The sequence below is a fragment of the Pseudomonas sp. SM4 genome (assembly GCF_051913165.1).
Lineage (GTDB): Bacteria > Pseudomonadota > Gammaproteobacteria > Pseudomonadales > Pseudomonadaceae > Aquipseudomonas.
Window position 1 is genome coordinate 161,002 of the sequence record NZ_JBODOE010000001.1, and the last position, 25,591, is coordinate 186,592.

The 25,591-nt window shown below is 59.5% G+C and carries 24 protein-coding genes; 15 read left to right on the plus strand and 9 right to left on the minus strand.

What is annotated here, in order from left to right; all coding sequences use genetic code 11:
* The first annotated feature begins 564 nt into the window (after nt 1–564).
* Nucleotides 565–927: a DUF6124 family protein gene (locus ACQ4MY_RS00680; RefSeq protein ID WP_440093169.1), complete on the plus strand. Its 363-nt coding sequence runs from the start codon at nt 565–567 to the stop codon at nt 925–927.
* Between the two features lie 196 nt (nt 928–1,123).
* On the opposite strand, the gene ACQ4MY_RS00685 is transcribed toward ACQ4MY_RS00680, so the two are convergent.
* Nucleotides 1,124–1,840 carry an SIMPL domain-containing protein gene (locus tag ACQ4MY_RS00685; RefSeq protein ID WP_440093171.1) on the minus strand — a complete coding sequence of 239 codons (717 nt, stop codon included), beginning with the start codon at nt 1,838–1,840 and terminating at the stop codon, nt 1,124–1,126.
* A 414-nt stretch (nt 1,841–2,254) separates the two neighbouring features.
* Here ACQ4MY_RS00685 and ACQ4MY_RS00690 point away from each other — a divergent pair, with 414 nt between their 5' ends.
* The gene (locus tag ACQ4MY_RS00690; RefSeq protein ID WP_008086607.1) at nt 2,255–3,517 is read left to right on the plus strand and encodes an ATP-binding protein; all 1,263 of its coding nucleotides are present in this window, start codon (nt 2,255–2,257) and stop codon (nt 3,515–3,517) included.
* Nucleotides 3,510–4,070: a response regulator transcription factor gene (locus ACQ4MY_RS00695; RefSeq protein WP_003221630.1), complete on the plus strand. Its 561-nt coding sequence runs from the start codon at nt 3,510–3,512 to the stop codon at nt 4,068–4,070. The genes ACQ4MY_RS00690 and ACQ4MY_RS00695 overlap by 8 nt, the downstream gene beginning before the upstream one ends.
* 71 nt (nt 4,071–4,141) lie before the next feature.
* On the opposite strand, the gene ACQ4MY_RS00700 is transcribed toward ACQ4MY_RS00695, so the two are convergent.
* Nucleotides 4,142–4,468, minus strand: coding sequence for a hypothetical protein (locus ACQ4MY_RS00700; protein ID WP_440093172.1), 327 nt, complete (start codon nt 4,466–4,468; stop codon nt 4,142–4,144).
* Between the two features lie 271 nt (nt 4,469–4,739).
* Between ACQ4MY_RS00700 and ACQ4MY_RS00705 the strand changes: the two genes are divergently transcribed.
* Both ACQ4MY_RS00705 and ACQ4MY_RS00710 read left to right on the plus strand, forming a co-directional pair.
* Entirely contained in the window at nt 4,740–6,467 is a 1,728-nt protein-coding gene (locus ACQ4MY_RS00705; RefSeq protein WP_440093174.1) for an ABC transporter ATP-binding protein/permease, read from the plus strand.
* A 177-nt stretch (nt 6,468–6,644) separates the two neighbouring features.
* Nucleotides 6,645–7,391, plus strand: a complete 747-nt coding sequence (locus ACQ4MY_RS00710) for a FadR/GntR family transcriptional regulator (protein ID WP_440093176.1) — start codon at nt 6,645–6,647, stop codon at nt 7,389–7,391.
* 163 nt (nt 7,392–7,554) lie between these two features.
* On the opposite strand, the gene ACQ4MY_RS00715 is transcribed toward ACQ4MY_RS00710, so the two are convergent.
* A complete protein-coding gene (locus ACQ4MY_RS00715; protein ID WP_440093177.1) occupies nt 7,555–7,782 on the minus strand; it encodes a hypothetical protein in 228 nt (75 codons plus the stop codon).
* A gap of 463 nt (nt 7,783–8,245) precedes the next feature.
* Between ACQ4MY_RS00715 and kdgD the strand changes: the two genes are divergently transcribed.
* The 5 genes from kdgD to ACQ4MY_RS00740 all read left to right on the plus strand — a co-directional run bounded on the left by kdgD (nt 8,246) and on the right by ACQ4MY_RS00740 (nt 15,003).
* Nucleotides 8,246–9,157, plus strand: a complete 912-nt coding sequence (gene kdgD / locus ACQ4MY_RS00720) for a 5-dehydro-4-deoxyglucarate dehydratase (protein ID WP_008086619.1) — start codon at nt 8,246–8,248, stop codon at nt 9,155–9,157.
* 75 nt (nt 9,158–9,232) lie between these two features.
* Nucleotides 9,233–10,678: an aldehyde dehydrogenase family protein gene (locus ACQ4MY_RS00725; RefSeq protein WP_440093179.1), complete on the plus strand. Its 1,446-nt coding sequence runs from the start codon at nt 9,233–9,235 to the stop codon at nt 10,676–10,678.
* A gap of 138 nt (nt 10,679–10,816) precedes the next feature.
* A complete protein-coding gene (locus tag ACQ4MY_RS00730) occupies nt 10,817–12,268 on the plus strand; it encodes an MFS transporter (RefSeq protein WP_338009892.1) in 1,452 nt (483 codons plus the stop codon).
* 11 nt (nt 12,269–12,279) lie between these two features.
* Nucleotides 12,280–13,833: a galactarate dehydratase gene (garD, locus tag ACQ4MY_RS00735; protein WP_440093181.1), complete on the plus strand. Its 1,554-nt coding sequence runs from the start codon at nt 12,280–12,282 to the stop codon at nt 13,831–13,833.
* A 228-nt stretch (nt 13,834–14,061) separates the two neighbouring features.
* Entirely contained in the window at nt 14,062–15,003 is a 942-nt protein-coding gene (locus ACQ4MY_RS00740; protein ID WP_158832794.1) for an AEC family transporter, read from the plus strand.
* An 83-nt stretch (nt 15,004–15,086) separates the two neighbouring features.
* On the opposite strand, the gene ACQ4MY_RS00745 is transcribed toward ACQ4MY_RS00740, so the two are convergent.
* The 6 genes from ACQ4MY_RS00745 to gatC all read right to left on the minus strand — a co-directional run bounded on the left by ACQ4MY_RS00745 (nt 15,087) and on the right by gatC (nt 20,387).
* Entirely contained in the window at nt 15,087–15,464 is a 378-nt protein-coding gene (locus ACQ4MY_RS00745; RefSeq protein WP_008085417.1) for a carboxymuconolactone decarboxylase family protein, read from the minus strand.
* On the minus strand, nt 15,461–16,522 hold the full coding sequence (locus tag ACQ4MY_RS00750; RefSeq protein WP_045123244.1) for a calcium/sodium antiporter: 1,062 nt from the start codon (nt 16,520–16,522) through the stop codon (nt 15,461–15,463). The genes ACQ4MY_RS00745 and ACQ4MY_RS00750 overlap by 4 nt, the downstream gene beginning before the upstream one ends.
* Nucleotides 16,523–16,568: 46 nt before the next feature.
* Entirely contained in the window at nt 16,569–16,943 is a 375-nt protein-coding gene (locus ACQ4MY_RS00755; protein ID WP_440093184.1) for a septal ring lytic transglycosylase RlpA family protein, read from the minus strand.
* Between the two features lie 232 nt (nt 16,944–17,175).
* Nucleotides 17,176–18,621, minus strand: a complete 1,446-nt coding sequence (gene gatB, locus ACQ4MY_RS00760) for an Asp-tRNA(Asn)/Glu-tRNA(Gln) amidotransferase subunit GatB (protein WP_008085412.1) — start codon at nt 18,619–18,621, stop codon at nt 17,176–17,178.
* Between the two features lie 10 nt (nt 18,622–18,631).
* Nucleotides 18,632–20,083, minus strand: coding sequence for an Asp-tRNA(Asn)/Glu-tRNA(Gln) amidotransferase subunit GatA (gene gatA / locus ACQ4MY_RS00765; protein WP_440093186.1), 1,452 nt, complete (start codon nt 20,081–20,083; stop codon nt 18,632–18,634).
* A gap of 16 nt (nt 20,084–20,099) precedes the next feature.
* On the minus strand, nt 20,100–20,387 hold the full coding sequence (gene gatC / locus ACQ4MY_RS00770) for an Asp-tRNA(Asn)/Glu-tRNA(Gln) amidotransferase subunit GatC (protein WP_008085410.1): 288 nt from the start codon (nt 20,385–20,387) through the stop codon (nt 20,100–20,102).
* A gap of 211 nt (nt 20,388–20,598) precedes the next feature.
* Here gatC and mreB point away from each other — a divergent pair, with 211 nt between their 5' ends.
* The 5 genes from mreB to rng all read left to right on the plus strand — a co-directional run bounded on the left by mreB (nt 20,599) and on the right by rng (nt 25,561).
* Entirely contained in the window at nt 20,599–21,636 is a 1,038-nt protein-coding gene (mreB, locus tag ACQ4MY_RS00775; protein WP_002555108.1) for a rod shape-determining protein MreB, read from the plus strand.
* A gap of 141 nt (nt 21,637–21,777) precedes the next feature.
* On the plus strand, nt 21,778–22,920 hold the full coding sequence (gene mreC / locus ACQ4MY_RS00780; protein ID WP_081500531.1) for a rod shape-determining protein MreC: 1,143 nt from the start codon (nt 21,778–21,780) through the stop codon (nt 22,918–22,920).
* The gene (gene mreD / locus ACQ4MY_RS00785; RefSeq protein WP_008085408.1) at nt 22,920–23,411 is read left to right on the plus strand and encodes a rod shape-determining protein MreD; all 492 of its coding nucleotides are present in this window, start codon (nt 22,920–22,922) and stop codon (nt 23,409–23,411) included. Before mreC ends, mreD begins: the two co-directional genes overlap by 1 nt.
* Before the next feature lie 37 nt (nt 23,412–23,448).
* On the plus strand, nt 23,449–24,045 hold the full coding sequence (locus ACQ4MY_RS00790) for a Maf family protein (protein ID WP_008085407.1): 597 nt from the start codon (nt 23,449–23,451) through the stop codon (nt 24,043–24,045).
* 58 nt (nt 24,046–24,103) lie between these two features.
* Entirely contained in the window at nt 24,104–25,561 is a 1,458-nt protein-coding gene (rng, locus tag ACQ4MY_RS00795) for a ribonuclease G (protein WP_008085406.1), read from the plus strand.
* The last annotated feature ends 30 nt before the right edge of the window (nt 25,562–25,591 follow it).

Here is a 25,591-nt window from a genome sequence, read left to right on the forward strand (position 1 = left end):
GAGTGGTGCGGCTGCGCCGCGAGTTTCATGTAGGAGCTGCCGAAGGCTGCGATCTTTTGATCTTGCTTTTGTAGGAGCAAAGCTTGCTCGCGAAGACGGCCTGACAGCCAACCCAATATTGGCACTTACCTCTGTAGGAGCTGCCGCAGGCTGCGATCTTTTGATTTTGCTTCTGGTGTTGAAAGATCAACGTCAAAAGATCGCAGCCTTCGGCAGCTCCTACAGGGGTGGGGTGTTTAAAAGTGTTGTGAAATTGGGGAACCTTCCCACAAGGTTTTCAGGTTGTCCGTCGGACGTGGGCTCTCTAGGCTCTGGGTGTCGCTGAATGATCAGCGGACGGGTGTGAGAACCCGGGAAAAATTAGTGATTCGGTTCCCGTATCCGCATAATTGCCGCCAGCTTATTCGCTGTCTGCAAATGCGCTATGGCGGCTGTGTGCGGGCAGACTTCGGTCTGGCCGGTTTTCCTATTTTTCCGGTTTCTCACCCCGCACATAGCTGCCACCCACTTCGCCGCGTGAGAAACGGCAAGGGATGGCCCTCATTTGCAAAAATAGGGTTTCCAATGAATAAGCCAGTTCCCGATCCACCCCTCGAACCCACAACCCCGCTCGAAGACGCCACCCGCGCCGACGATCAGATCAAAAACCGCGAAGCGATAAAACGCGCCCTCGATTTCTACCTCAGCCCCGAACCCAGTAAACCGCGTCTGCCCAGCACGATGTTCCTTGTTCACCCGAACATCGACACGGAAAGTCTGCTCGCGCATGCCTGCGAGTCACTCGCTTCGGCGAATGTCATGGCAGGCGATTTCGCTGATCAGCTCAGCCGTCCGCAACGCAGCACGGCGCTGGCGATTCAGCAGATTGTGATGCTGGCGGAGCTTGCCGTGAACCGCGCGCTGGATCGGGTGGATCCGCAGACCTGATTGGTCGGGATACCGCGTTATCGTTCATCGCGGGCAAGCCCGCTCCCACAGGGTTGTATGCAATTTTCAAAACACTACAGAACCTGTGGGAGCTGGCTTGCCAGCGATGGCGGCAAATCATTCCCCCCAAAATTCGGACACAAAAAAACCGGCGACCCTTCACGGATCGCCGGTCTTTCATTCAGCCCACGTCAAATCACTGCATCAACACTTCAATCGAACCATCAGCCGTCATGCTCACCTGGCTGGTGCCTGCTTCAACTTCCGGCGTCACTGGCGCCGAATCCATCGCCGCCGCTTTCATCATCATCGGTGCACGCAGGTACGGTTGTGGATAACCGTTGCTGTTGAGGTTCAGGTTGACGATTTTGTAGCCCTTGCCGCCCAGGGCGTCGGTGGCCAATTGGGCGCGGGCCTTGAAGGCGCTGACGGCTTCTTTCAGCAGTTGGTCTTCACTGGTTTTGCGGGTCGCGTCGGCGATGGCGAAGTCCATGCCACCCATTTTCAGGTCACCCAACAGTTCGCCGGTGAGTTTGGACAGGGCGGCGAAGTCGGAGCTTTCCAGGCGCAGTTCGGCGCGTTCACGCCAGCCGGTGATCTTTTGGCCTTTGGTATCGTAGATCGGATAGCTGTTGCGGCTGCCCTGGCGCAAGGTGATGTCTTTGACTTGCTTGGCCTGGGCCAGGGCCTTGTTCATGGTGGTGCTGACGTCGGCGGCGAGTTTGGCCGGGTCGGTGTTTTGTTCTTCGGTGTAGAGGGTGACGATCATCTGGTCGCGGGCGACTTCCGTGCTGACTTCGGCGCGCAGGGAGATCTGATTGTAGTGCAGCTCATCGGCGGCCAGCGCCGGAAGGCTGGCGACGCTGCCGACGGTCAGGGCGAGAAGGGCGGCGCTGCGGCGAAATGTGTGCATGAAAGCTCCTTGATGAGGGCGCAGGTGATGGTTCGGGGGCCTGCGTGAAACCATCAGACTCTAGCTTTTATGCTCCGGTTCGCCCAGTTACAACTTCTATACAGATACCGCGGACCCCAAGTTCAGAGAGCTTTTGTGGCGAGGGGATTTATCCCCGTTCGGCTGCGCAGCAGTCGCAAATCCGGCTGACGCGGTATGTCTGGTTAAATGAGGTCGCATGATTTGGGGCGGCTCCGCCACCCAGCGGGGATAAATCCCCTCGCCACAATTGATCTCCGGTAGCCCCGGAATTTTTTTCAACTCAGATGAAATCTCCATCGTCGCCATGTGGTCGTTTGCCGCACTTTCGCCTCTGAAGGGCGCGGCTTGGTTATACTCCGTGCGATCCGCCTGGAGCGCTCATCAGGAGAGCTCATGCTCGCCCCCGTACAACTGACTTCCGCCACTCGCCAGAACCTCTGGCGGCTGACTTTCATCCGCACGCTGGTGCTCGCCGCGCAGGCAGGTTCCGTAGGCCTGGCCTACTGGCTGCAGCTGTTGCCGTTGCCGTGGGTGCAACTGGCGATGACCCTCGGCTGTTCGATTCTGCTCTGCGTGTTCACCGCCGTGCGCTTGCGCACCTCGTGGCCGGTGACCGAGCTTGAATATGCGCTGCAACTGGCCTGCGACCTGGTGATCCACAGTGCGCTGCTGTATTTCTCCGGCGGTTCGACCAACCCGTTCGTTTCCTATTATCTGGTGCCGCTGACCATCGCCGCCGTGACGCTGCCGTGGCGTTATTCGGTGATCCTGTCGGGCATCGCGCTGGCGCTGTACACGGTGATGCTGACGCGTTTCTATCCGTTGGAAACCTTGCCGGTGGCCCGCGAGAACCTGCAGATCTACGGCATGTGGCTGAGCTTTGCGCTGGCCGCTGCGGTGATCACGTTCTTCGCCGCGCGCATGGCCGAAGAGCTGCGCCGTCAGGAAGAGTTACGTGCGATCCGTCGTGAAGAAGGTCTGCGCGATCAGCAATTGCTGGCCGTCGCCACCCAGGCTGCTGGCGCTGCGCATGAACTCGGTACACCGCTGGCGACCATGAGCGTGTTGCTCAAGGAGATGCAGCAGGATCATCCCGACCCGCTGTTGCAGGACGATCTGAAGGTGCTGCAAGACCAGGTCAAACTGTGCAAGGAAACCTTGCAGCAATTGGTCCGCGCCGCCGAAGCCAATCGACGTCTGGCCGTCGAGATGCAGGACGTCACCGACTGGCTCGATGAAGCACTCAACCGCTGGCACCTGATGCGCCCGGAAGCCAGTTATCGCTTCCATCGCCTCGGCCAAGGCACTGTGCCGCGCATGGCGCCGCCGCCGGATCTGACTCAGGCGCTGTTGAATCTGCTCAACAACGCCGCCGATGCCTGCCCGGAAAATCTCAAAGTGACCCTGGACTGGGACGCGGAAACCGTGACCATCAGTATTCGTGACCACGGTGCCGGTGTGCCGCTGGCCATCGCCGAGCAGATCGGCAAACCATTTTTTACCACCAAGGGCAAAGGTTTCGGCCTGGGCCTGTTTTTGAGCAAGGCCAGCGTGACACGCGCCGGCGGCTCAGTGAAACTCTATAGTCATGAGGAAGGCGGCACGCTCACCGAGCTGCGCCTGCCCCACGGCGCCCGAGGAGACCAACATGAGTGACGAAATCCAAGTCGAAGGCGAAGAACTGCCGCATTTGCTGCTGGTCGACGACGACGCAACGTTCACCCGAGTGATGGCGCGCGCCATGGCTCGTCGTGGCTTTCGCGTCAGCACCGCAGGTTCGGCCGAAGAAGGCCTGACCATCGCCCAGGCCGATCTGCCTGATTATGCTGCGCTCGACCTGAAAATGGACGGCGACTCCGGTCTGGTGCTGCTGCCCAAGCTGCTGGAGCTGGACCCGGAAATGCGCGTGGTGATCCTCACCGGTTATTCGAGCATTGCCACCGCCGTCGAGGCGATCAAGCGCGGTGCCTGCAACTACCTGTGCAAACCGGCCGACGCCGACGACGTACTGGCCGCGCTGCTCTCCGAGCACGCTGACCTGGACAGTCTGGTGCCGGAAAACCCGATGTCGGTCGATCGCCTGCAGTGGGAGCACATTCAGCGCGTACTCACCGAACACGAAGGCAACATCTCCGCCACTGCCCGCGCCCTGGGCATGCACCGCCGTACCCTGCAGCGCAAACTGCAGAAGCGCCCGGTTCGTCGCTGAGAGATTTTTGGCAAGATCGAGTAAGACTGAATAAATAGGCGCTACCCGACAGCTCGGGTAGCGCCCTGGATTCAACTTACAACGGTAAAGAACGTTTTTGGCGAAGTGAGATCGGTGTCGTGCAGAGTCGCGTTGCATTGCGCGTAGAGATCCAGCCCTAACCAACTTTCCACGGTCGGCTTTGAAACTGTGAGAATGAACTCATTCGGTTTACCGGGTTTCTGTTCGATTTTGGGTTCGGAGGCCTCACCAATCCAGACATTTCCGATGTGAACTTCGGGATTGTCGGACCAGAATCTGAACTTGGCTCCCGATGCGCCCAGCTTACTGATAGACAGTTTGCCATTCTCAATGGATTCGCTGGCTGGAGCATTGAGTGGGTTTTTTGTCTCAGTCATGATCAATTCCTTTCGATGTCAGGGGGGCTGCTCTGTTCTCCTGATCACAGCGAAGTCGCTCGCAGGAGGCTAATGCAGTTGATCAGCCAGAATCTCCCCACTCTACTGTCAACTCTGACAGTCGTGACGAACGGTATGGGCATTGTCTGCACGGCCAAAACCCTTCTGATTCTGAACATTCCCTGAATGAGCCTGTCCCACCCTCGCGATAAAACGCACCGATCTACTATGATCGGTGCGTGTCTGTTCTTTTCTATATCGAGCCTTATCCATGAATCAGAACGCTGAATATTCCGCGGTCAACGATGCTGTGCGCGGGCAGTTTTTTCGTAAGGTGTGGGCGATCATCACGCCGTACTGGCGCAGTGAAGAGAAGGGCAAGGCCTGGACGCTGCTGATTGCGGTGATCGCACTCTCGCTGCTGAGCGTGGGCATCTCGGTGTGGTTCAACACCTGGTACAAGGATTTCTACAACGCGCTGCAGAAGAAGGATGAAGCGGCGTTCTGGCGCTTGATTCTGTATTTTTGCGGCATTGCGGCCGTGGCGATTGTTGGTGCCGTGTATAGGCTGTATCTGACCCAGATGCTGACGATTCGCTGGCGGGCGTGGCTCACTGAAAAGCATTTTTCCCGTTGGCTTGCCGACAAGAATTATTACCAGCTGGAGCAGGGCGGTTACACCGATAACCCGGACCAGCGGATTTCCGAAGACCTCAACAAATTCACCGCCACCACCTTGAGCCTGGGTATTGGCTTGCTGAGCAATGTCGTCAGTCTGGTGTCTTTTTCGATCATCCTCTGGGGCGTATCGGGCAGCATCGAAGTGTTCGGAGTCACGATTCCCGGCTACATGTTCTGGTGTGTGCTGATTTACGCAGGGGTGGGTAGTTGGCTGACGCATTTGATCGGTCGGCGCCTGATCGGTCTGAACAACAGACAACAACGTTTCGAAGCTGACCTGCGTTTCTCCATGGTGCGAATTCGTGAGAATGCCGAGAGCATCGCGTTGTACAACGGCGAGCCGAACGAGAACCGCCGCCTGAGCAACCGTTTCGGTCTGGTCTGGCACAACTTCTGGGACATTATGAAAGTGTCCAAGCGACTGACCTTTTTTACCGCCGGCTACAGTCAGGCAGCCGTGATCTTCCCGTTTATCGTTGCGGCACCGCGTTACTTCACCGGCAAGATCGAACTCGGTGAACTGATGCAGATCAGCTCCGCATTCGGCAACGTTCAGGAGAGTTTCAGCTGGTTCATCAGCGCCTATCAAGAGCTGGCCTCGTGGCGCGCCACCTGTGATCGTCTGCTGAGTTTCCGTCAGGCGATGACCGACAACGAGCAGCGGGTGCCGGCCATCGATGTGCAGAATCAGGGCAGTGAATTGAAGGTGCACAACCTTGGCCTCGACCTGGCCGACGGCCGTCATCTGTTGACCAGCGCCGACATGACCGTCGAGCCGGGTGAGCGTGTCATGGTCAGTGGTCGTTCCGGCAGCGGCAAGTCGACCCTGCTGCGGGCGATGGGACATCTATGGCCAGCGGGGCACGGCAATATTCGTTTGCCGGCGGCGCGTTATCTGTTTCTGCCGCAAAAACCGTATCTGCCGATCGGCACGTTGCGCGAGGCGTTGAGTTATCCACAACCCGGCGATACCTATGCACCGGAGCGTTATGCCCAGGTGCTGGAAACCTGCCGTCTGCCGCATCTGGTCAACCGTCTGGATGAAGCCAATCACTGGCAGCGCATGCTCTCGCCGGGTGAGCAACAGCGCTTGGCTTTCGCCCGCGCCATGCTTTATGCGCCGCAATGGCTGTACATGGACGAAGCCACGTCGGCGATGGATGAGGAAGACGAGGCGACGCTGTATCAGGCGCTGATCGATCAGTTGCCGGGCCTGAGCATTGTCAGCGTCGGTCATCGCAGCAGTTTAAAACGATTTCATCCAAGGCATGTGCGCATCGACAGCGGGCACTTGGTAGAGCAAACCGTGACCGCCTGACGCCATGGATCCCTTGTAGGAGCTGCCGAAGGCTGCGATCTTTTGATTCTAAAAGGTCAAGATCAAAAGATCGCAGCCTTCGGCAGCACCTACAGGAACGTCGTGTTGAAAGTGATCGTACAACTTGCTTGAGCTATGATGCACCCCAAGCCGAATTTTCGAGACAAGATGCAGACCATGGAAAACCTGATCGACACCCCGCGCCTCCCACGCAAGCGCCGCAGCCTGGCCCAGGAACTGGTGACGGTGCTGAGCGAGCAGATCCGCGATGGTCTGCTCAAGCGTGGCGACAAGCTGCCGACCGAGTCGGCAATCATGGAAGCCCATGGCGTCAGCCGCACCGTGGTGCGCGAGGCGATTTCCCGTTTGCAGGCTGCAGGCCAAGTGGAAACCCGCCATGGCATCGGCACGTTTGTGCTCGACACGCCAAGCCCGAGCGGCTTCCGCATCGACCCGGCCACGGTTGTTACGTTGCGGGATGTGTTGGCGATTCTCGAATTGCGCATCAGCCTCGAAGTGGAGTCCGCCGGCCTCGCCGCGCAACGCCGCAGCCCCGAGCAACTGGCAACCATGCGCGCCGCGCTCGATGCATTGAACGACAGCGTCGCCCACGCCAGTGATGCCGTCGCGTCCGACTTCGCCTTCCACCTGGAAATCGCGCTGTCGACCGGCAATCGCTATTTCACCGACATCATGACCCACCTGGGCACCAGCATCATTCCGCGCACGCGGCTGAATTCCGCGCGACTGGCGCATGATGATCAGCAGCACTACATGAATCGCCTGAGCCGTGAGCACGAAGAAATCTACGAAGCGATTGCCCGTCAGGACAGCGATGCCGCCCGCGCGGCCATGCGACTGCACCTGACCAACAGCCGCGAGCGGTTGCGCCAGGCCCATGAAGAAGCGCAGGCGCAGGGGTGAAGAGCGTGGCCGCATTTAATGGCCACTTTTTTCATCATTTACTTCTCAAGGTGCAATTTAAGGACGAGCGAAGCTCGGTCTGGGGTGCCGGATTGGCTAACGGTATAGCTCACGTCTGCGGTGGCGCCTTGTACCAGACCTTTGGAAAAAATGCCTTCCGGGATCAGGAATGAAATTGGTAACCCGACCCCTGGGCCGGTAAGTGCGTGCTGAGCGTGAAAGTTGTTGCCAGTGCTCTATTCACAGTGAGCGTGATCACATCATCGGTCTTCGCCCCACTGTAAACAGGCACTATCCCAGTGGCGACGTTTACTAGCTTGCCTACGCTGAGTTTGTCTCCGACAGCCTCTTCGATTTTAGGTGCAAGCAGTACGTTTACTTTTGTATTCATCATGAAAATCCTTTTAGCCTTCTGTTCAAACCCATTGAATAGCGCATTTTGGCGATGCGCTGTCGGAGCCGGTTTGTTCTCTCCTGGCGCCATTAAGTCAGGAGGATCTGGGGGCAGGCACCTGTAAGAAATACCAGACTCGACGAACGGCGGCTTAAGGCAGTTGCTCCCACATTTGGAATGCATTTCAGGTGTGGGAGCGGGTTTGTTCGCGAAGGGGCCAGTCGGCCCAACGATGAATTTTATCTTTAGACAACGTACCTCTCGGGTTTCGATCAACCTCCTGGTAAGCCCGTCCCTTCCCGTAAGCCACCCCGAAAACACAATCCTGTCCGACAAAAAATCGCCCTCAACGATGAAATGCAGTTGACGGTTATTTTTTAAGTTGTACGATGACCTACAACTTCGGCGAAGGCTGAACGGTTCAATCACAATAAAACGTCGCTACCAGGGTGTTCGAATAATGAATCCACAAGAACTGAAGTCCATCCTCTCTACCGGTCTGTTGTCTTTCCCGGTGACCGATTTCAACGCGCAGGGTGATTTCAACCGCGCGGGCTACATCAAGCGTCTGGAATGGCTGGCCCCATACGGCGCCTCGGCGCTGTTCGCCGCAGGCGGCACCGGTGAGTTTTTCTCCCTGGCGGCCAGCGAATATTCGGAAATCATCAAGACTGCCGTCGACACCTGCGCCACCAGCGTGCCGATCCTCGCCGGTGTTGGCGGTTCGACCCGTCAGGCCATCGAGTACGCTCAGGAAGCCGAGCGTCTGGGCGCCAAAGGTCTGTTGCTGCTGCCGCACTACCTGACCGAAGCCAGCCAGGACGGTGTTGCCGACCACGTTGAAGCCGTGTGCAAATCGGTCAACATCGGCGTGGTTGTCTACAACCGCAACGTCTGCCGCCTGACCGCGCCGCTGCTGGAACGTCTGGCCGAGCGCTGCCCGAACCTGATCGGCTACAAGGACGGTCTCGGCGATATCGAGTTGATGGTGTCGATCCGTCGCCGCCTCGGTGATCGCTTCACCTACCTGGGTGGCCTGCCGACCGCCGAAGTCTACGCCGCGGCCTACAAGGCGCTGGGCGTTCCGGTCTACTCCTCGGCGGTGTTCAACTTCATCCCGAAAACCGCGATGGACTTCTACCACGCGATCGCCCGTGAAGATCACGCCACCGTCGGCAAGATCATCGACGACTTCTTCCTGCCGTACCTCGACATCCGCAACCGCAAGGCCGGTTATGCCGTGAGCATCGTCAAGGCAGGCGCAAAAATCGCCGGTTATGACGCAGGCCCGGTACGGGCGCCGCTGACCGATCTGACGCGCGAAGAGTACGAAATGCTCGCCGCCCTGATCGACAAGCAGGGTGCGCAGTAACACCCGATGAAACCGAGGCCGCTGAGCAATCAGCGGCTTTTTGCGTGAAGGCTTTGAGATGTGAGGGCTGCCCCTGTGACAACTGCAAAACGCTATGACAACTACATCAACGGTGAATGGGTTTCCGGTGCCGACTACTCGGCCAACATCAACCCGTCCGAACTCAGCGACACCATCGGTGACTACGCCAAGGCCGACCTGACGCAGGTACACGCCGCCATCGACGCCGCCCGCGCCGCATTCCCGGCGTACTCGACTTCGGGCATTCAGGCTCGCCACGACTCGCTGGATAAAGTCGGCACGGAAATCCTCGCCCGTCGTGAAGAACTCGGCACCTTGCTGGCGCGCGAAGAGGGCAAGACCCTGCCCGAAGCCATTGGCGAAGTGACCCGTGCCGGTAACATCTTCAAGTTCTTCGCCGGCGAATGCCTGCGCCTGTCCGGCGACTACGTGCCGTCGGTGCGTCCGGGCGTCAACGTTGAAGTGACCCGCGAAGCGCTGGGCGTGGTCGGTCTGATCACTCCGTGGAACTTCCCGATCGCCATTCCGGCGTGGAAAATCGCCCCGGCGCTGGCCTACGGCAACTGCGTAGTGTTGAAACCGGCCGATCTGGTACCGGGTTGCGCTTGGGCACTGGCGGAAATCATCTCCCGCGCAGGCTTCCCGGCTGGCGTGTTCAACCTGGTGATGGGCAGCGGCCGCGTGGTGGGCGATGCGTTGGTGCAGAGCCCGAAAGTCGATGGCATCAGCTTCACCGGTTCGGTGGGCGTGGGTCGTCAGATCGCCGTTAACTGCGTGTCGCGCCAGGCCAAGGTCCAGCTGGAAATGGGTGGCAAGAACCCGCAAATCATTCTCGACGACGCCGACCTCAAACAAGCGGTCGAGCTGTCGGTGCAGAGCGCGTTTTACTCCACTGGTCAGCGCTGCACGGCGTCGAGCCGCTTGATCGTCACCGCCGGGATTCACGACAAGTTCGTCGAGGCGATGGCCGAGCGCATGAAGTCGATCAAGGTCGGCCACGCGCTGAAATCCGGTACCGACATCGGTCCAGTGGTTTCGCAAGCGCAGCTTGAACAGGATATGAAGTACATCGACATCGGCCAGTCCGAAGGTGCGCGTCTGGTCAGCGGTGGCGGTCTGGTGACCTGTGACACCGAAGGCTACTTCCTCGCGCCAACGCTGTTTGCCGACAGCGAAGCGTCGATGCGCATCAGCCGTGAAGAGATTTTCGGGCCGGTGGCCAACATTGTTCGCGTGGCCGATTACGACGCAGCGCTGGCGATGGCCAACGACACCGAGTTCGGTTTGTCGGCGGGTATCGCGACGACTTCGCTGAAGTACGCCAACCACTTCAAGCGTCACTCCCAGGCTGGGATGGTCATGGTCAACCTGCCGACGGCCGGCGTCGATTATCACGTTCCGTTCGGTGGCCGTAAGGGTTCATCCTATGGCTCACGTGAGCAAGGCCGCTATGCGCAAGAGTTCTACACCGTGGTGAAAACCAGCTACATCGGCTCCTGAATGCAGCACGCGGTGTCGACCCTGACACCGCAATCCCTGTAGGAGCTGCCGCAGGCTGCGATCTTTTGATCCTGTTTTCAAGGTCAAGATCAAAAGATCGCAGCCTTCGGCAGCTCCTACAGGGAACCTGAAATACGAATATCCCGTGATTCAGGAACACCCGGAAAACCGGGGACCAAAGAAGATTCACCCGCGCATAAAAATAATCAGTGGGAGTACCTCTACATGCAATCGTCCAAGCCGACTCACGTCCGCTATTTGATCTTGCTCATGCTGTTTCTGGTGACCACGATCAACTACGCCGACCGCGCCACGATCGCCATTGCCGGCTCCAGCCTGCAAAAAGATCTGGGCATCGACGCCGTTACCCTCGGCTATATCTTCTCTGCATTCGGTTGGGCCTACGTGGCCGGGCAAATTCCCGGTGGCTGGCTGCTCGATCGCTTCGGCTCGAAAAAAGTCTACGCCCTGAGCATTTTCACCTGGTCGCTGTTCACCGTGCTGCAAGGCTTTGTCGGTGAGTTCGGCATGTCCACCGCCATCGTTGCGTTGTTCATGCTGCGCTTTTTGGTCGGCCTGGCTGAAGCGCCGTCGTTTCCTGGCAACGCGCGCATCGTTGCGGCATGGTTCCCGACCGCTGAACGCGGCACCGCTTCGGCGATCTTCAACTCGGCGCAATACTTTGCCACCGTGTTGTTTGCACCGCTGATGGGCTGGATCGTTTACTCCTTCGGCTGGGAACATGTGTTCATTGTCATGGGCGTGTTCGGTATCGTCTTCTCGGGCATCTGGCTCAAGGTTATCCACAGCCCGCGCCAACACCCGCTGGCCAACGAAGCCGAAGTGCAGTTCATCGCCGACAACGGCGGCATGGTCGACATGGACGTCAAGCAAGGCAAAAAAGCCGACGGCCCGAAATGGGACTACATCCGTCAGTTGCTGACCAACCGCATGATGCTCGGCGTATATCTGGGCCAGTACTGCATCAACGGCATCACTTACTTCTTCCTGACCTGGTTCCCGGTCTACCTGGTGCAAGAGCGTGGCATGACCATTCTCAAGGCCGGTTTCATCGCTTCGTTGCCAGCGATCTGCGGGTTTATCGGTGGTGTGCTTGGCGGGGTGATTTCCGATTACCTGCTGCGCAAGGGCCACTCGCTGACCTTCGCCCGCAAAGCGCCGATCATCGCCGGCCTGCTGGTTTCCAGCAGCATCGTGGCCTGCAACTATGTTGATGTGGAATGGATGGTCGTCGGCTTCATGGCCCTGGCCTTCTTCGGTAAAGGCGTTGGCGCACTCGGTTGGGCGGTGGTCTCCGACACCTCGCCAAAACAGATCGCCGGTCTGAGCGGTGGCCTGTTCAACACCTTCGGCAACATCGCTTCGATCACCACGCCGATCGTGATTGGCTACATCATCAGTTCCACCGGTTCGTTCAAATGGGCGCTGGTATTCGTCGGTGCCAACGCACTGGTGGCGGTGTTCAGCTACTTGGTCATCGTTGGCCCGATCAAGCGTGTGGTTCTCAAAGAGCCGCCAACCAACGGCGGTATTGAAGCCACCGGCAAATTGTCTCAAGCGCATTCCTGAGGAGCGGCGTCATGCAGTTGATTGAACATTCCGACTCGCCACGCCACATCCGCCTGCACGAGCGGGATAACGTAGTGGTAGTGGTCAACGATCAGGGCGCACCGGCCGGCACTGAATTTGCCGATGGTCTGGTGACCGTGGAATTCGTGCCGCAGAGCCACAAGGTCACCCTCGAAGATATTCCTGAGGGCGGCCAGGTGATTCGCTACGGTCAGGTGATCGGCTACGCGTTGCAGCCGATCCGCCGGGGCAGTTGGGTCAAGGAAGATCAACTGCGCATGCCGACCGCGCCGCCGCTGGACAGCTTGCCGCTGTCTACCGACGTGCCGGCGGCGCAGGCACCGCTGGAAGGTTTTACTTTCGAGGGTTATCGCAACGCTGACGGTACCGTCGGCACGCGCAATATTCTCGGTATCACTACCACCGTGCAGTGCGTCACTGGCGTGCTCGATCATGCGGTAAAACGCATCAAGGAAGAGTTGCTGCCGAAGTACCCGCACGTCGATGACGTGGTGGCACTGACTCACAGTTACGGCTGCGGCGTGGCGATTACTGCCACCGACGCTTATATCCCGATTCGCACCGTGCGCAATCTGGCGCGCAACCCGAACCTCGGCGGCGAAGCGTTGGTCATCAGTCTGGGCTGCGAGAAATTGCAGGCCGGGCAGGTGATGCACGAGGACGATGCCTCGGTCGATCTCAGCGATCCGTGGCTGTATCGCTTGCAGGATTCCAGTCACGGTTTCACCGAGATGATCGAGCAGATCATGCAACTGGCCGAGGTGCGCCTGAAGAAACTCGACCAGCGCCGCCGCGAAACCGTGCCGGCGTCCGAGTTGATCCTCGGCATGCAGTGCGGCGGCAGCGATGCGTTTTCCGGGATCACCGCCAATCCGGCGCTGGGCTATGCCTCGGACTTGTTGTTGCGCGCGGGGGCGACGGTGATGTTTTCCGAAGTCACCGAAGTGCGCGATGCGATTTATCTGCTCACTTCTCGTGCTGAAACCAAGACTGTCGCCGAGGAACTGGTACGCGAGATGGACTGGTACGACCGTTACCTGGCCAAGGGTGAAGCGGATCGCAGCGCCAACACTACGCCGGGTAACAAGAAGGGCGGGCTGTCGAACATTGTCGAAAAATCGCTGGGGTCGATCGTCAAATCCGGCAGTAGCGCGATCAATGGCGTGCTCGGTCCGGGCGAGCGGTTCAAGCAGAAGGGTTTGATTTTCTGTGCGACGCCGGCGAGTGATTTTGTCTGTGGCACGTTGCAGTTGGCGGCGGGAATGAACCTGCATGTGTTCACTACCGGGCGTGGCACGCCGTATGGGTTGGCGATGGCGCCAGTGGTGAAGGTCTCGACGCGTACGGAATTGGCGCAGCGCTGGCCGGACCTGATCGATATCGACGCCGGGCGGATTGCTACCGGGCGTGCGACCATCGAGGAATTGGGCTGGGAGTTGTTTCACTACTATCTGGATGTGGCGAGCGGCAAGCAGCAGACGTGGGCGGAGAAGCACAAGTTGCATAACGATATTACGTTGTTCAACCCGGCGCCGATTACCTGAGACCGCGTCGCCTTGGAAAGATCGCAGCCTGCGGCAGCTCCTACAGGGAAACGCATTCCGATTGATCGTTCCCACGCTCCGCGTGGGAATGCAGCCCGGGACGCTCCGCGTCCCAACAGCATGACGCGGAGCGTCACAGGAGACTTTCCCACGCAGAGCGTGGGAACGATCAGGGTGAAAGTGGCTTATCATTAGCCCCCTAATGACGCTCACCCAAGGCTCCCCGGCATGCTGGCAATTTTCCTCGAAACCCTGAACATCACCGCGCCGGTGTTTGCCATGCTGTTTCTCGGTGTGCTGCTCAAGCGCATCAACTGGATCAACGACAACTTCATCCACACCGCCTCCTCGCTGGTGTTCAACGTGACCATGCCGGCGCTGCTGTTCCTCGGCATTCTGCACGCTGATCTGCACGCCGCGTTGCAGCCGTCCCTGCTGATCTACTTTTCCCTGGCCACGCTGGTGAGCTTTGCTCTGGCCTGGGGCTGGGCGATCTTCAAATGCCCGCGTGAAGATCGCGGTATCTACACCCAGGGTGCGTTTCGCGGTAACAACGGCGTGATCGGTCTGGCACTGGCGGCGAGCATGTACGGCGATTACGGGATTTCCCTCGGGGCGATTCTCGCGGCGCTGGTGATCCTGTTCTACAACACGCTGTCGACGATTGTGCTGGCGGTGTACAGCCCGGTGATCAAGTCCGATCCGTGGAGCATCTGCAAAAGTGTGTTCAGCAATCCGCTGATCATCAGCGTGATTGCGGCGGCGCCGTTTGCCTATTTCAAGATCGGTTTGCCGGGGTGGCTGGAGACCTCAGGGCAGTATCTGGCGCAAACCACCTTGCCGCTGGCGCTGATTTGCATCGGCGGCACGCTATCGCTGGCGGCGCTGCGCAAGAGCGGCAACATGGCGCTGAGTTCGAGCCTGGTGAAGATGGTTGGTTTGCCAGTGCTGGCGACGCTGGGGGCGTGGTTGTGGGGCTTTCGTGGGGCGGAGTTGGGGATTCTGTTTCTGTATTTCGGTAGCCCGACGGCGGCGGCAAGTTTTGTCATGGCCCGGGCGGCGCAGGGCAATCATGAGCTGGCGGCGGCGATTATCGTGATGACCACGTTGATGGCGGCGATTACCACCAATGTCGGGATCTTTGTTTTGCAGTGGGGTGGGTGGATCTAAAGGGCAAGGTCAAAAGATCGCAGCCTGCGGCAGCTCCTGCATGGCATACGTCCCCTGTAGGAGCTGCCGAAGGCTGCGATCTTTCAGCTCTTCTCGTAGCTGTCGATCACTTCCTGCGCCGCGCGAAACGCATCAATCGCCGCCGGCACGCCGGCATACACCGCGCAATGCAGCAGCGCCTCGCGAATCTCGTCCACCGTGCAGCCGTTGTTCAGCGCGCCGCGCACATGGCCCTTCAGCTCTTGCGGGCATTTCAACGCCGTCAGCGCGGCGAGGGTGATCAGGCTGCGGGTTTTCAGTGGCAAACCTTCACGGTTCCACACACCGCCCCACGCGTGTTCATTGACGAAATCCTGCAACGGCTGGGTGAACTCGGTGGCGTTGCCCAGCGCGCGATCAACAAACGCATCGCCCATTACCTGGCGGCGCACATCTACCCCGGACTTCTTCGATTCGGTCATGGCTTATCACTCTTGTGGTGTTGGCGGCGCCAGGCGCGGATGGACGTGAACAACAGATACGCCAACAGCGGCGGCAGAACATAAAACAGCATCAAGCGCTCCAGCTTGCCGGCCAGTGGCATGCCGGTGGTGAATGACACCACGTGCAGCCCGTAAACCAGATACAAACCGAGCAGCAGCAAACCTTCGGCACGGGTCACGCGGTAGCCCGAATAGAACACCGGCAGGCACAGTGCGGCGACACCGAGCATTACCGGCAGGTCGAAATCCAATGCGTTCGGTGACACCGACAATGGCGTCGGCGCGATCAAAGCCGTGAGGCCGAGTACGCCGAGCAGGTTGAACAGGTTGGCGCCGATCACATTGCCCACGGCGATGTCGCGTTGCCCGCGCAATGCCGCGATCAGCGAGGTCGCCAGTTCCGGCAGCGACGTGCCGACGGCGACCACGGTCAGGCCGATTACCCGTTCGGAGAAGCCCAGGTCCGTCGCCACGACAACCGCAGCGCCGAGCAGCAAATGCCCGGCGAACACCAGCATGGCGAGGCCGACGATGATCATGAAAACGCTGGCAAGCCATGAGGTTTGTGCCGCGTCGGGTTGCGCGGAATGCGGTCGCGTCGAGTGGCGTGACTGACGCAACAGCAAGCCCAGATACAGCGCCAGAGCGGCCAGCAGCAGAATGCCGTCGAAGCGTCCGATCTCTTCGTTCCACGCCAATACAAACACCAGCAGACTGGCGCCGATCATCAGCGGAATGTCGAGGCGCACCAGTTGCCGCGAGACACGCAATGGAATGATCAGGGCCGACAGGCCAAGGGTCACAAGGATGTTGAAGATGCTGCTGCCGACCACACTGCCGACCGCGATGTCGGGGTTATGCGCCAGCGCCGCTTGCACGCTGACCGCCATCTGCGGCGCGCTGCTGCCGAGGGCAACAATTGTCAGACCGATGATCAGTGGTCGCACATGCAGACGTTCGGCCAGACGCACCGCTGCGCGCACCATCAATTCGGCACCGAAGATCAGCAGGCACAACCCGGCGAGCAGTTCGATCACGCTGATCAGCGGCAAATCGGTCAGTCCGAAAATGGTCAGTGCTCCATCAGTCGTCGAGGGCCTGCACGCGAACCCGCGCGGTGCCGCTGCTGAGCATACCGAGTTGTTTGGCGGCTTCGCGTGAAACATCAATCAAGCGTCCGCGCGTATGCGGGCCGCGGTCGTTGATGCGTACCACTACGGATTCGTCGTTTTTCAGGTTGGTGACCTTCACCCGCGTGCCGAAGGGTAGTTGGCGGTGGGCGGCGGTCAGGGAATTCTGGTTGAACGCCTCGCCACTGGCGGTGCGTTTACCGTGGTGCTTGGCACCGTAATAGGAGGCGACGCCGGTCTGGTCGTAACCGTGCGGGTCGATGATGTCGCTGCTGGCGCAACCGGCCAGCAAAGAGAGCAGGGCGCAGGCGCCGAGCAGACGTTTCATTCAAAGGCTCCACAAAACAAATGTGGAAACAACCCTGTATGGAGATGAGCTCTTGTGGCGAGGGGATTTATCCCCGATGGGGCGCGCAGCGCCCCCAGATTCCGAATACACAAGAATTGGGACTGCTGCGCAGCCCATCGGGGATAAATCCCCTCACCACAAAACCCCTCCAGCCAAAGAGGATTATTCCCACAGGGGGTGGAGCCAGGCTTAAGATCTGGCTCCATTTGCATCAGCCTTCGAGCTTGCTTTTCAGCAGTTCGTTCACTTGCTGCGGGTTGGCTTTGCCTTTCGACGCTTTCATCGCCTGACCCACGAAGAAGCCGAACATCTTGCCGCGTTTGGCTTCATCCGCCGCACGGTACTGTTCAACTTGCTCGGCGTTGGCCGCGAGCATTTCGTCGAGCACGGCCGAGATTGCGCCGCTGTCGGTCACCTGCTTCAGGCCGCGTTTTTCGATGATCTCGTCTGCGCTGCCTTCACCGTTGGCCATCGCTTCGAACACGACTTTGGCGATTTTGCCGGAGATGGTGTTGTCCTTGATGCGCAGCAGCATGCCGCCCAACAGTTCCGCCGACACCGGCGACTCGTCGATGTCCAGGCCTTGTTTGTTGAGCAGGCTGCCCAACTCGACCATTACCCAGTTCGCCGCCAGTTTGGCATCACCGCCAATGCTCGCGACTTTCTCGAAGTAATCGGCTTGCTCGCGGCTGGTGGCCAGCACGCTGGCGTCGTAGACCGACAGACCGAATTGCTCCTGGAAGCGCTCGCGTTTCTGCGGTGGCAGTTCCGGCAGGGTGGCGCGCACCTCGCCGAGGAACGACTCTTCGATGACCACCGGCAACAGGTCCGGATCGGGGAAGTAACGGTAGTCGTTGGCTTCCTCCTTCGAACGCATCGGACGGGTCTCGTCCTTGTTCGGATCGTACAGACGGGTCTGCTGGATCACTTTGCCGCCGTCTTCGATCAGCTCGATCTGACGCTGGATCTCGGAGTTGATCGCCTTCTCGATGAAGCGGAACGAGTTGACGTTCTTGATCTCGCAACGCGTGCCGAATTCAACTTGGCCTTTCGGACGGATCGACACGTTGCAGTCGCAACGCAGCGAGCCTTCGGCCATGTTGCCGTCGCAGATGCCCAGATAACGTACCAGCGCGTGGATCGCCTTGACGTAAGCCACGGCTTCCTTGGCGCTGCGCATGTCCGGCTCGGAAACGATTTCCAGCAGCGGCGTGCCGGCACGGTTCAGGTCGATGCCGGTGGCACCGTTGAATTCTTCGTGCAGGCTCTTGCCGGCGTCTTCTTCCAGGTGCGCGCGGGTGATGCCGACACGTTTGACGGTGCCGTCCTCCAGGGCGATGTCCAGGTGGCCCTTGCCAACGATCGGCAATTCCATCTGGCTGATCTGGTAGCCCTTCGGCAGGTCCGGGTAGAAGTAGTTTTTACGGGCGAACACGTTGTGCTGACCGATCTCGGCGTCAATCGCCAGACCGAACATCACTGCCATGCGCACCGCTTCCTGGTTCAGCACCGGCAACACGCCGGGCATGCCCAGGTCGATCAGGCTGGCCTGAGTGTTCGGCTCCGAACCGAATGTGGTGGAACTACCGGAAAAGATTTTCGACCGGGTGGTGAGCTGAGTGTGAATCTCCAGCCCGATCACGACTTCCCATTGCATGTGTGTCTCCTCAGAAGCCGGTTGGGGTGCGGGTGTGCCAGTCAGTGTTGAGCTGATACTGGTGGGCAACGTTCAACAGGCGACCTTCCTGGAAATACGGCGCGAGCAGTTGCACGCCAACCGGCAGACCGTCGACAAAACCGGCCGGCATCGACAGGCCCGGCAGGCCCGCGAGGTTGGCGGTGATGGTGTAGACGTCTTCCAGATAAGCAGCGACCGGGTCGCTGTTCTTGGCGCCAAGCTTCCAGGCCGGGTTCGGCGTGGTTGGGCCGAGGATGATGTCGACTTCATTAAAGGCCGCCATGAAGTCGTTTTTCACCAGACGACGGATCTTCTGCGCTTTCAGGTAGTAGGCGTCGTAGTAACCGGCGGACAGCGCGTACGCGCCGACCATGATCCGGCGCTGGACTTCCGGGCCGAAACCTTCGCCACGCGAGCGTTTGTACAGATCGATCAGGTCTTTCGGTTGCTCGCAGCGATGGCCGAAACGCACGCCGTCGAAACGCGACAGGTTGGAAGAGGCTTCTGCCGGCGCGATCACGTAGTACGCAGGAATCGCGTGCTGCATGTTCGGCAGGCTGATTTCCTTGATCACGGCACCGAGCTTCTGCAGCTCTTTAATGCTGTTCTGGATCAGCTCGGCGATGCGCGGGTCGAGACCGGCGCTGAAGTATTCCTTCGGCACGCCGATGCGCAGGCCTTGCAGCGATTCGCCCAGACTTGCGGAGTAATCCGGAACCGGCTCGTCGATGCTGGTCGAGTCGTTCTGATCGAAGCCAGCCATACCTTGCAACAAAATTGCGCAGTCTTCGGCCGTGCGCGCCAACGGGCCGCCCTGATCGAGGCTGGAGGCGTAAGCGATCATGCCCCAGCGCGAAACACGACCGTAGGTCGGTTTCAGACCGGTGAGGTTGGTGAAGGCCGCCGGCTGACGAATCGAGCCGCCAGTGTCGGTGGCCGTCGCCGCTGGCAACAGACGCGCGGCAACTGCCGCCGCCGAACCGCCGGACGAACCGCCCGGCACGTGTTCCAGGTTCCACGGGTTTTTCACCGCGCCGTACCAGCTCGACTCGTTGGCCGAACCCATGGCGAATTCGTCCATGTTGGTCTTGCCCAGGGTCACGGCGCCGGCAGCGGCCAGTTTCGCGACCACGGTGGCATCGTACGGGGCTTTGAAGTTGTCGAGCATCTTCGAGCCGCAGCTGGTGCGAATGCCCTGGGTGCAGAACAGGTCTTTGTGAGCGATCGGCGCGCCGAGCAGGGCGCCGCTCTCACCGTTGGCGCGGCGTGCATCGGCGGCTTTCGCCTGCTCGAGGGCCAGCTCTTCGGTGAGGCTGATGAAACTGTTGAGCTGCGGATCGAGCTGGGTGATACGCGCCAGCAGGACTTTGGTCAGCTCTTCGGAGGAAAACTTTTTATCGGCGAGACCGCGGGCGATCTCGGCCAGAGTCATTTGATGCATTGCAGGCTCTTTCCCTTTAGTCGATGACTTTCGGAACCAGATACAGGCCGTTTTCGACCGCTGGTGCGATGGACTGGTAGGCCTCGCGGTGATTGCTCTCGGTCACGATGTCGGCGCGCAGGCGCTGACTGGCTTCCAGCGGGTGGGCCAGAGGCTCGATTCCGTCGGTATTAACAGCCTGCATTTCGTCGACCAGACCGAGAATGCTGTTGAGAGCGGAAGTAATGTGTGGAAGATCGGCATCATTGAGGCCAAGGCAGGCCAGATGAGCGATTTTTTCCACGTCGGAGCGTTCTAGCGCCATCGGGATTCTCCTGTGGAAAACAGAACGGACGGCGTCCGTGTGTTAGATTGTCGGAACACTACCGCACTTCTACGGTCATAAGGCCGCGATTGTGGGGCTTGGTGCACAGAAAAGCGGCCAATTTAACATATTGGCGCCTTGCCCAAAATCCCTGTCGTTGTTAGAGTTTGCCGCACTTTTTTACCCACGCGTTGCCTAGGGTCCCTTTCCCATGTTCAAGAAACTGCGTGGCATGTTTTCCAGCGATCTTTCCATTGACCTGGGCACTGCCAACACCCTTATTTACGTGCGCGAGCGCGGTATCGTCCTGAATGAGCCATCGGTTGTGGCCATTCGGACACACGGTAATCAGAAAAGTGTCGTTGCTGTCGGCACCGAGGCCAAGCGCATGCTCGGCCGTACGCCGGGCAACATTGCTGCCATTCGTCCGATGAAGGACGGCGTGATCGCCGACTTCAGCGTCTGCGAAAAGATGCTGCAATACTTTATTAACAAGGTTCACGAAAACAGCTTTCTGCAGCCTAGCCCTCGTGTGCTGATCTGCGTTCCATGCAAATCCACTCAGGTTGAGCGTCGAGCCATCCGTGAATCGGCCCTTGGTGCCGGTGCGCGTGAAGTGTTCCTGATCGAAGAGCCAATGGCGGCTGCGATCGGTGCCGGCCTGCCGGTAGAAGAAGCACGCGGCTCGATGGTCGTGGATATCGGTGGTGGTACCACTGAAATTGCGCTGATCTCGCTGAACGGTGTGGTTTACGCCGAATCCGTGCGTGTTGGCGGCGACCGCTTCGACGAAGCGATCATCACCTACGTGCGTCGTAACTACGGCAGCCTGATCGGTGAATCCACCGCCGAGCGCATCAAGCAGGAAATCGGCACGGCCTACCCGGGCGGCGAAGTTCGCGAAGTCGACGTTCGCGGTCGCAACCTGGCCGAAGGCGTTCCACGCGCATTCACCCTGAACTCCAACGAAGTGCTGGAAGCTCTGCAAGAGTCCCTGGCAACCATCGTTCAGGCTGTGAAAAGCGCCCTGGAGCAATCGCCGCCGGAACTGGCTTCCGACATCGCCGAGCGTGGCCTGGTGCTGACCGGTGGTGGCGCGCTGCTGCGTGACCTCGACAAGTTGCTGGCCCAGGAAACCGGTCTGCCGGTGATCGTTGCCGAAGATCCGCTGACCTGTGTGGCTCGCGGCGGTGGCCGTGCATTGGAAATGATGGATAAACACACCATGGACCTGCTCTCGAGCGAATAAGTCGCCGATTGCAATACGTGGGTGAGCGCGCAGGCAGCACTTTGCAGTGCTGCCTGTTGGCGTTTATCTTCTGTCAGTCTTCATCCAGGCCGGTTTGATGCCGTATGAATAAACAGAACATTTGCCTGGGAGGAGCGGCTTATTAAACCGCTTTTCGCCAAAGGCCCTTCGTTGGGCGTGCGCCTGTTGGTGCTGGCCGTGCTGTCGGTCGCGCTGATGGTGGTCGATGCCCGCTTTGATCTGCTCAAGCCTGCGCGCAAACAAGCGTCGCTGGTGCTGATGGATGCCTACTGGATCACTGACCTGCCCGGACGTTTGTGGGAAGGGATTGCCAGCCAGTTCGGCAGCCGCACCGAGCTTGTCGCCGAAAACGAAAAACTCAAGACCGAAAACCTGCTGCTGCAGGGTCGCATGCAAAAGCTTGCCGCCCTCACCGAGCAGAACGTTCGGCTGCGCGAGTTGCTCAATTCTTCCGCACTGGTCAACGAAAAGGTCGAAGTGGCCGAGTTGATCGGCATGGACCCCAACCCCTTCACCCATCGCATCATCATCAATAAAGGTGAGCGTGATGGCGTGGTGCTCGGTCAACCGGTGCTCGATGCACGCGGTCTGATGGGCCAGGTGGTCGAGTTGATGCCTTACACCTCGCGTGTATTGCTGTTGACCGACACCACTCACAGCATTCCTGTGCAGGTGAACCGTAACGGTCTGCGCGCGATTGCCAGCGGCACCGGTAACCCGGAACGCCTGGAACTGCGTCACGTCGCCGACACGGCGGATATCAAGGAAGGCGATCTGTTGGTCAGTTCCGGTCTCGGCCAGCGCTTCCCGGCCGGTTACCCGGTGGCGACCGTGAAGGAAGTGATCCACGATTCCGGTCAGCCTTTCGCCATCGTTCGCGCCGTGCCGACTGCCGCACTCAACCGCAGCCGCTACCTGCTGCTGGTGTTCAGCGACACCCGCACCGCCGAAGAGCGCGCCAACGATGCCGCGCAGGCGCAGGAAAATCTCGATGCCTTCGGCGGCGGCCCGATCATTCCGGCCACCGTGCCGAAAACCGTGAGCCCGCCTGCGGCTGCAACGCCTGCTGCAACGCCAGCCGCAGCTGCCCCGGCCACGGCCGCAAGCGCGGCGCCTGCCAAACCGGCAAGCAAACCGCCCGCCGCAGCAAAACCTCCGGCAACGACCCCGGCGGCCAGTAAACCACCGGCGTCGCAGCCCGCTGCACGGCCGGCGGCGAAACCTCCGGTCACTGCGCCTGCCACTACCGGGAGACAAGAATAATGGTCGGAGCGACTGCCTCGCGTAACGGCTGGATGGTCTGGCTGACATTCGCCATTGGCCTGCTGCTCAGCGTTTCGCCGTTACCGCAGTTCATGGAAATCCTGCGCCCGCTGTGGCTGGCCTTGCTTCTGACGTTCTGGGCGCTGTACATGCCGCACACAGTCGGCATGGTTACGGCATTTTGTCTGGGCCTGGCCGAAGACGTGCTGTACGGCACACTGCTCGGCCAGAACGCTTTGATCCTGACGCTGATCACCTTCCTTGTGCTGTCGTTGCAGCAACGTCTGCGGATGTTCCCGATGTGGCAACAGTGCCTGGTGATCCTGGTGATCTTCGGCCTCGCGCAACTGGTGCAATTGTGGCTCAGCGCCCTGACCGGCAACCGCCAGCCGACCCTGGCGCTGGTGCTTCCGGCACTGGTCAGTGCCTTGCTCTGGCCGTGGGTCAGCTTCGCTTTGCGTGGATTGCGCCGCCGCTACAAAATCAATTGAGCCGGTGAAGCAGGGCACTGAACAGGGAGATGTTTTGATGAAGCCGCTTTACCTCGCCTCCGGATCACCGCGACGCCGTGAATTGCTCACGCAGATCGGCGTCGCGTTCTCCGCCATCAGTGCGGACATCGACGAAACCCCACTTCCCGAAGAATCGCCGTCGGCCTATGTCGAACGCCTCGCGCGTGGCAAGGCCTGCGCCGGCCGCCGCACGCTCGTGTCCGCTCAACCGTACTGCGTGCTGGGTGCCGACACGGCAGTGGTGCTCGACGGCAAAATACTTGGCAAACCGGTGGACGAAGCCGATGCATGCGCCATGCTGATGATGTTGTCCGGCAAGGAGCACGAAGTGCTGACCGCCATCGCCGTGCTCGAAGGTGAGCGCTGCGAGTCGCGTGTGGTGGTCAGTCGCGTGCGATTTCGACCGATCAGCCGTGAAGAAGCGGCGGCCTACTGGGCCAGCGGCGAACCCCGGGACAAGGCCGGCGGTTATGGCATTCAAGGCCTCGGTGGCGTGTTTGTCGCGGGGCTCAACGGCAGCTATTCGGCAGTGGTCGGGCTACCTGTTTGCGAAACCGCAGAACTGTTGGGCCATTTCGGCATACCCTGTTGGCAAAACCTGAACGCGCAATGAGCGTCGTACGAAACCAGATGCGGCCATTATCGTGAACATGCCTGAACGAGATCCTGCCATGAGTGAAGAGATTCTGATCAACATCACGCCGATGGAGTCGCGCGTGGCGGTGGTCGAAAACGGTGTGCTGCAAGAAGTGCACGTCGAGCGCACACAAAAACGCGGGATCGTCGGCAACATCTATAAAGGCAAGATCGTCCGGGTTCTGCCGGGGATGCAGGCAGCGTTCGTTGATATCGGCCTGGATCGGGCGGCGTTCATTCATGCCTCGGAAATCTCCCTGCGTGAAGGCCCCGCGGTCGAAAGCATCAGTGCGCTGGTACACGAAGGCCAGAGTCTGGTGGTGCAAGTCACCAAAGACCCGATCGGTTCCAAAGGCGCGCGGTTGACCACGCAGTTGTCGATTCCGTCGCGCTATCTGGTGTATATGCCGCGCACCGCCCACGTCGGCATTTCCCTGAAGATCGAAGACGAAGCCGAGCGCGAACGCCTCAAGCAGGTGGTCAGCGATTGCGTGGCCAAAGAAGGCATCAAGGAAGCCGGTGGTTTCATTCTGCGCACCGCTGCGGAAGGTGCAGGCGCTGATGAAATCCTCATGGACATCCGCTACCTGCGGCGCCTGTGGGATCAGATCAACGAACAGATCAAAACCATCGGTGCGCCGAGCGTCATTTACGAAGACCTCGGCCTGGCACTGCGCACGCTGCGCGACCTGGTCAGCCCGAAAATCGAGAAAATCCGTATCGACTCGCGGGAAACCTTCCAGAAAACCACGCAGTTCGTCGCCGAATTGATGCCGGAAATCGCCGATCGTCTGGAACATTACCCGGGCGAGCGACCGATCTTCGATCTTTACGGTGTCGAAGACGAAATTCAGAAAGCCCTCGAACGCAAGGTCCCGCTGAAATCCGGCGGTTACCTGGTGATCGATCCGGCCGAAGCGATGACCACCATCGACGTCAACACCGGGGCGTTCGTCGGTCATCGCAATCTTGAAGAAACCATCTTCAAGACCAATCTCGAAGCAGCCACGGCGATTGCCCGCCAGATGCGTCTGCGCAATCTCGGCGGCATCATCATCATCGACTTCATCGACATGGAAGACGAAGAGCACCAGCGCCAGGTGCTGCGCACTCTGGAAAAACAGCTGGAGCGCGACCACGCCAAGACCAACATCATCGGCATTACCGAGTTGGGCCTGGTGCAGATGACCCGCAAGCGCACCCGCGAAAGTCTTGAACAAGTGCTGTGCGAACCGTGCAGCAGTTGTCAGGGCCGCGGCAAACTGAAAACCCCGGAAACCATCTGTTACGAGATTTTCCGCGAGATCCTTCGCGAAGCCCGCGCCTATCAGGCCGAGGGTTATCGCGTGCTGGCGAACCAGAAAGTGGTGGATCGTTTGCTCGATGAAGAATCCGGTAACGTGGCCGAGCTTGAAGGGTTTATCGGCCGCACCATACGCTTCCAGGTGGAAACCATGTATTCCCAGGAACAATATGACGTGGTGTTGCTCTGAACCCCTGCATCACCACTTTTTCACCGCGGC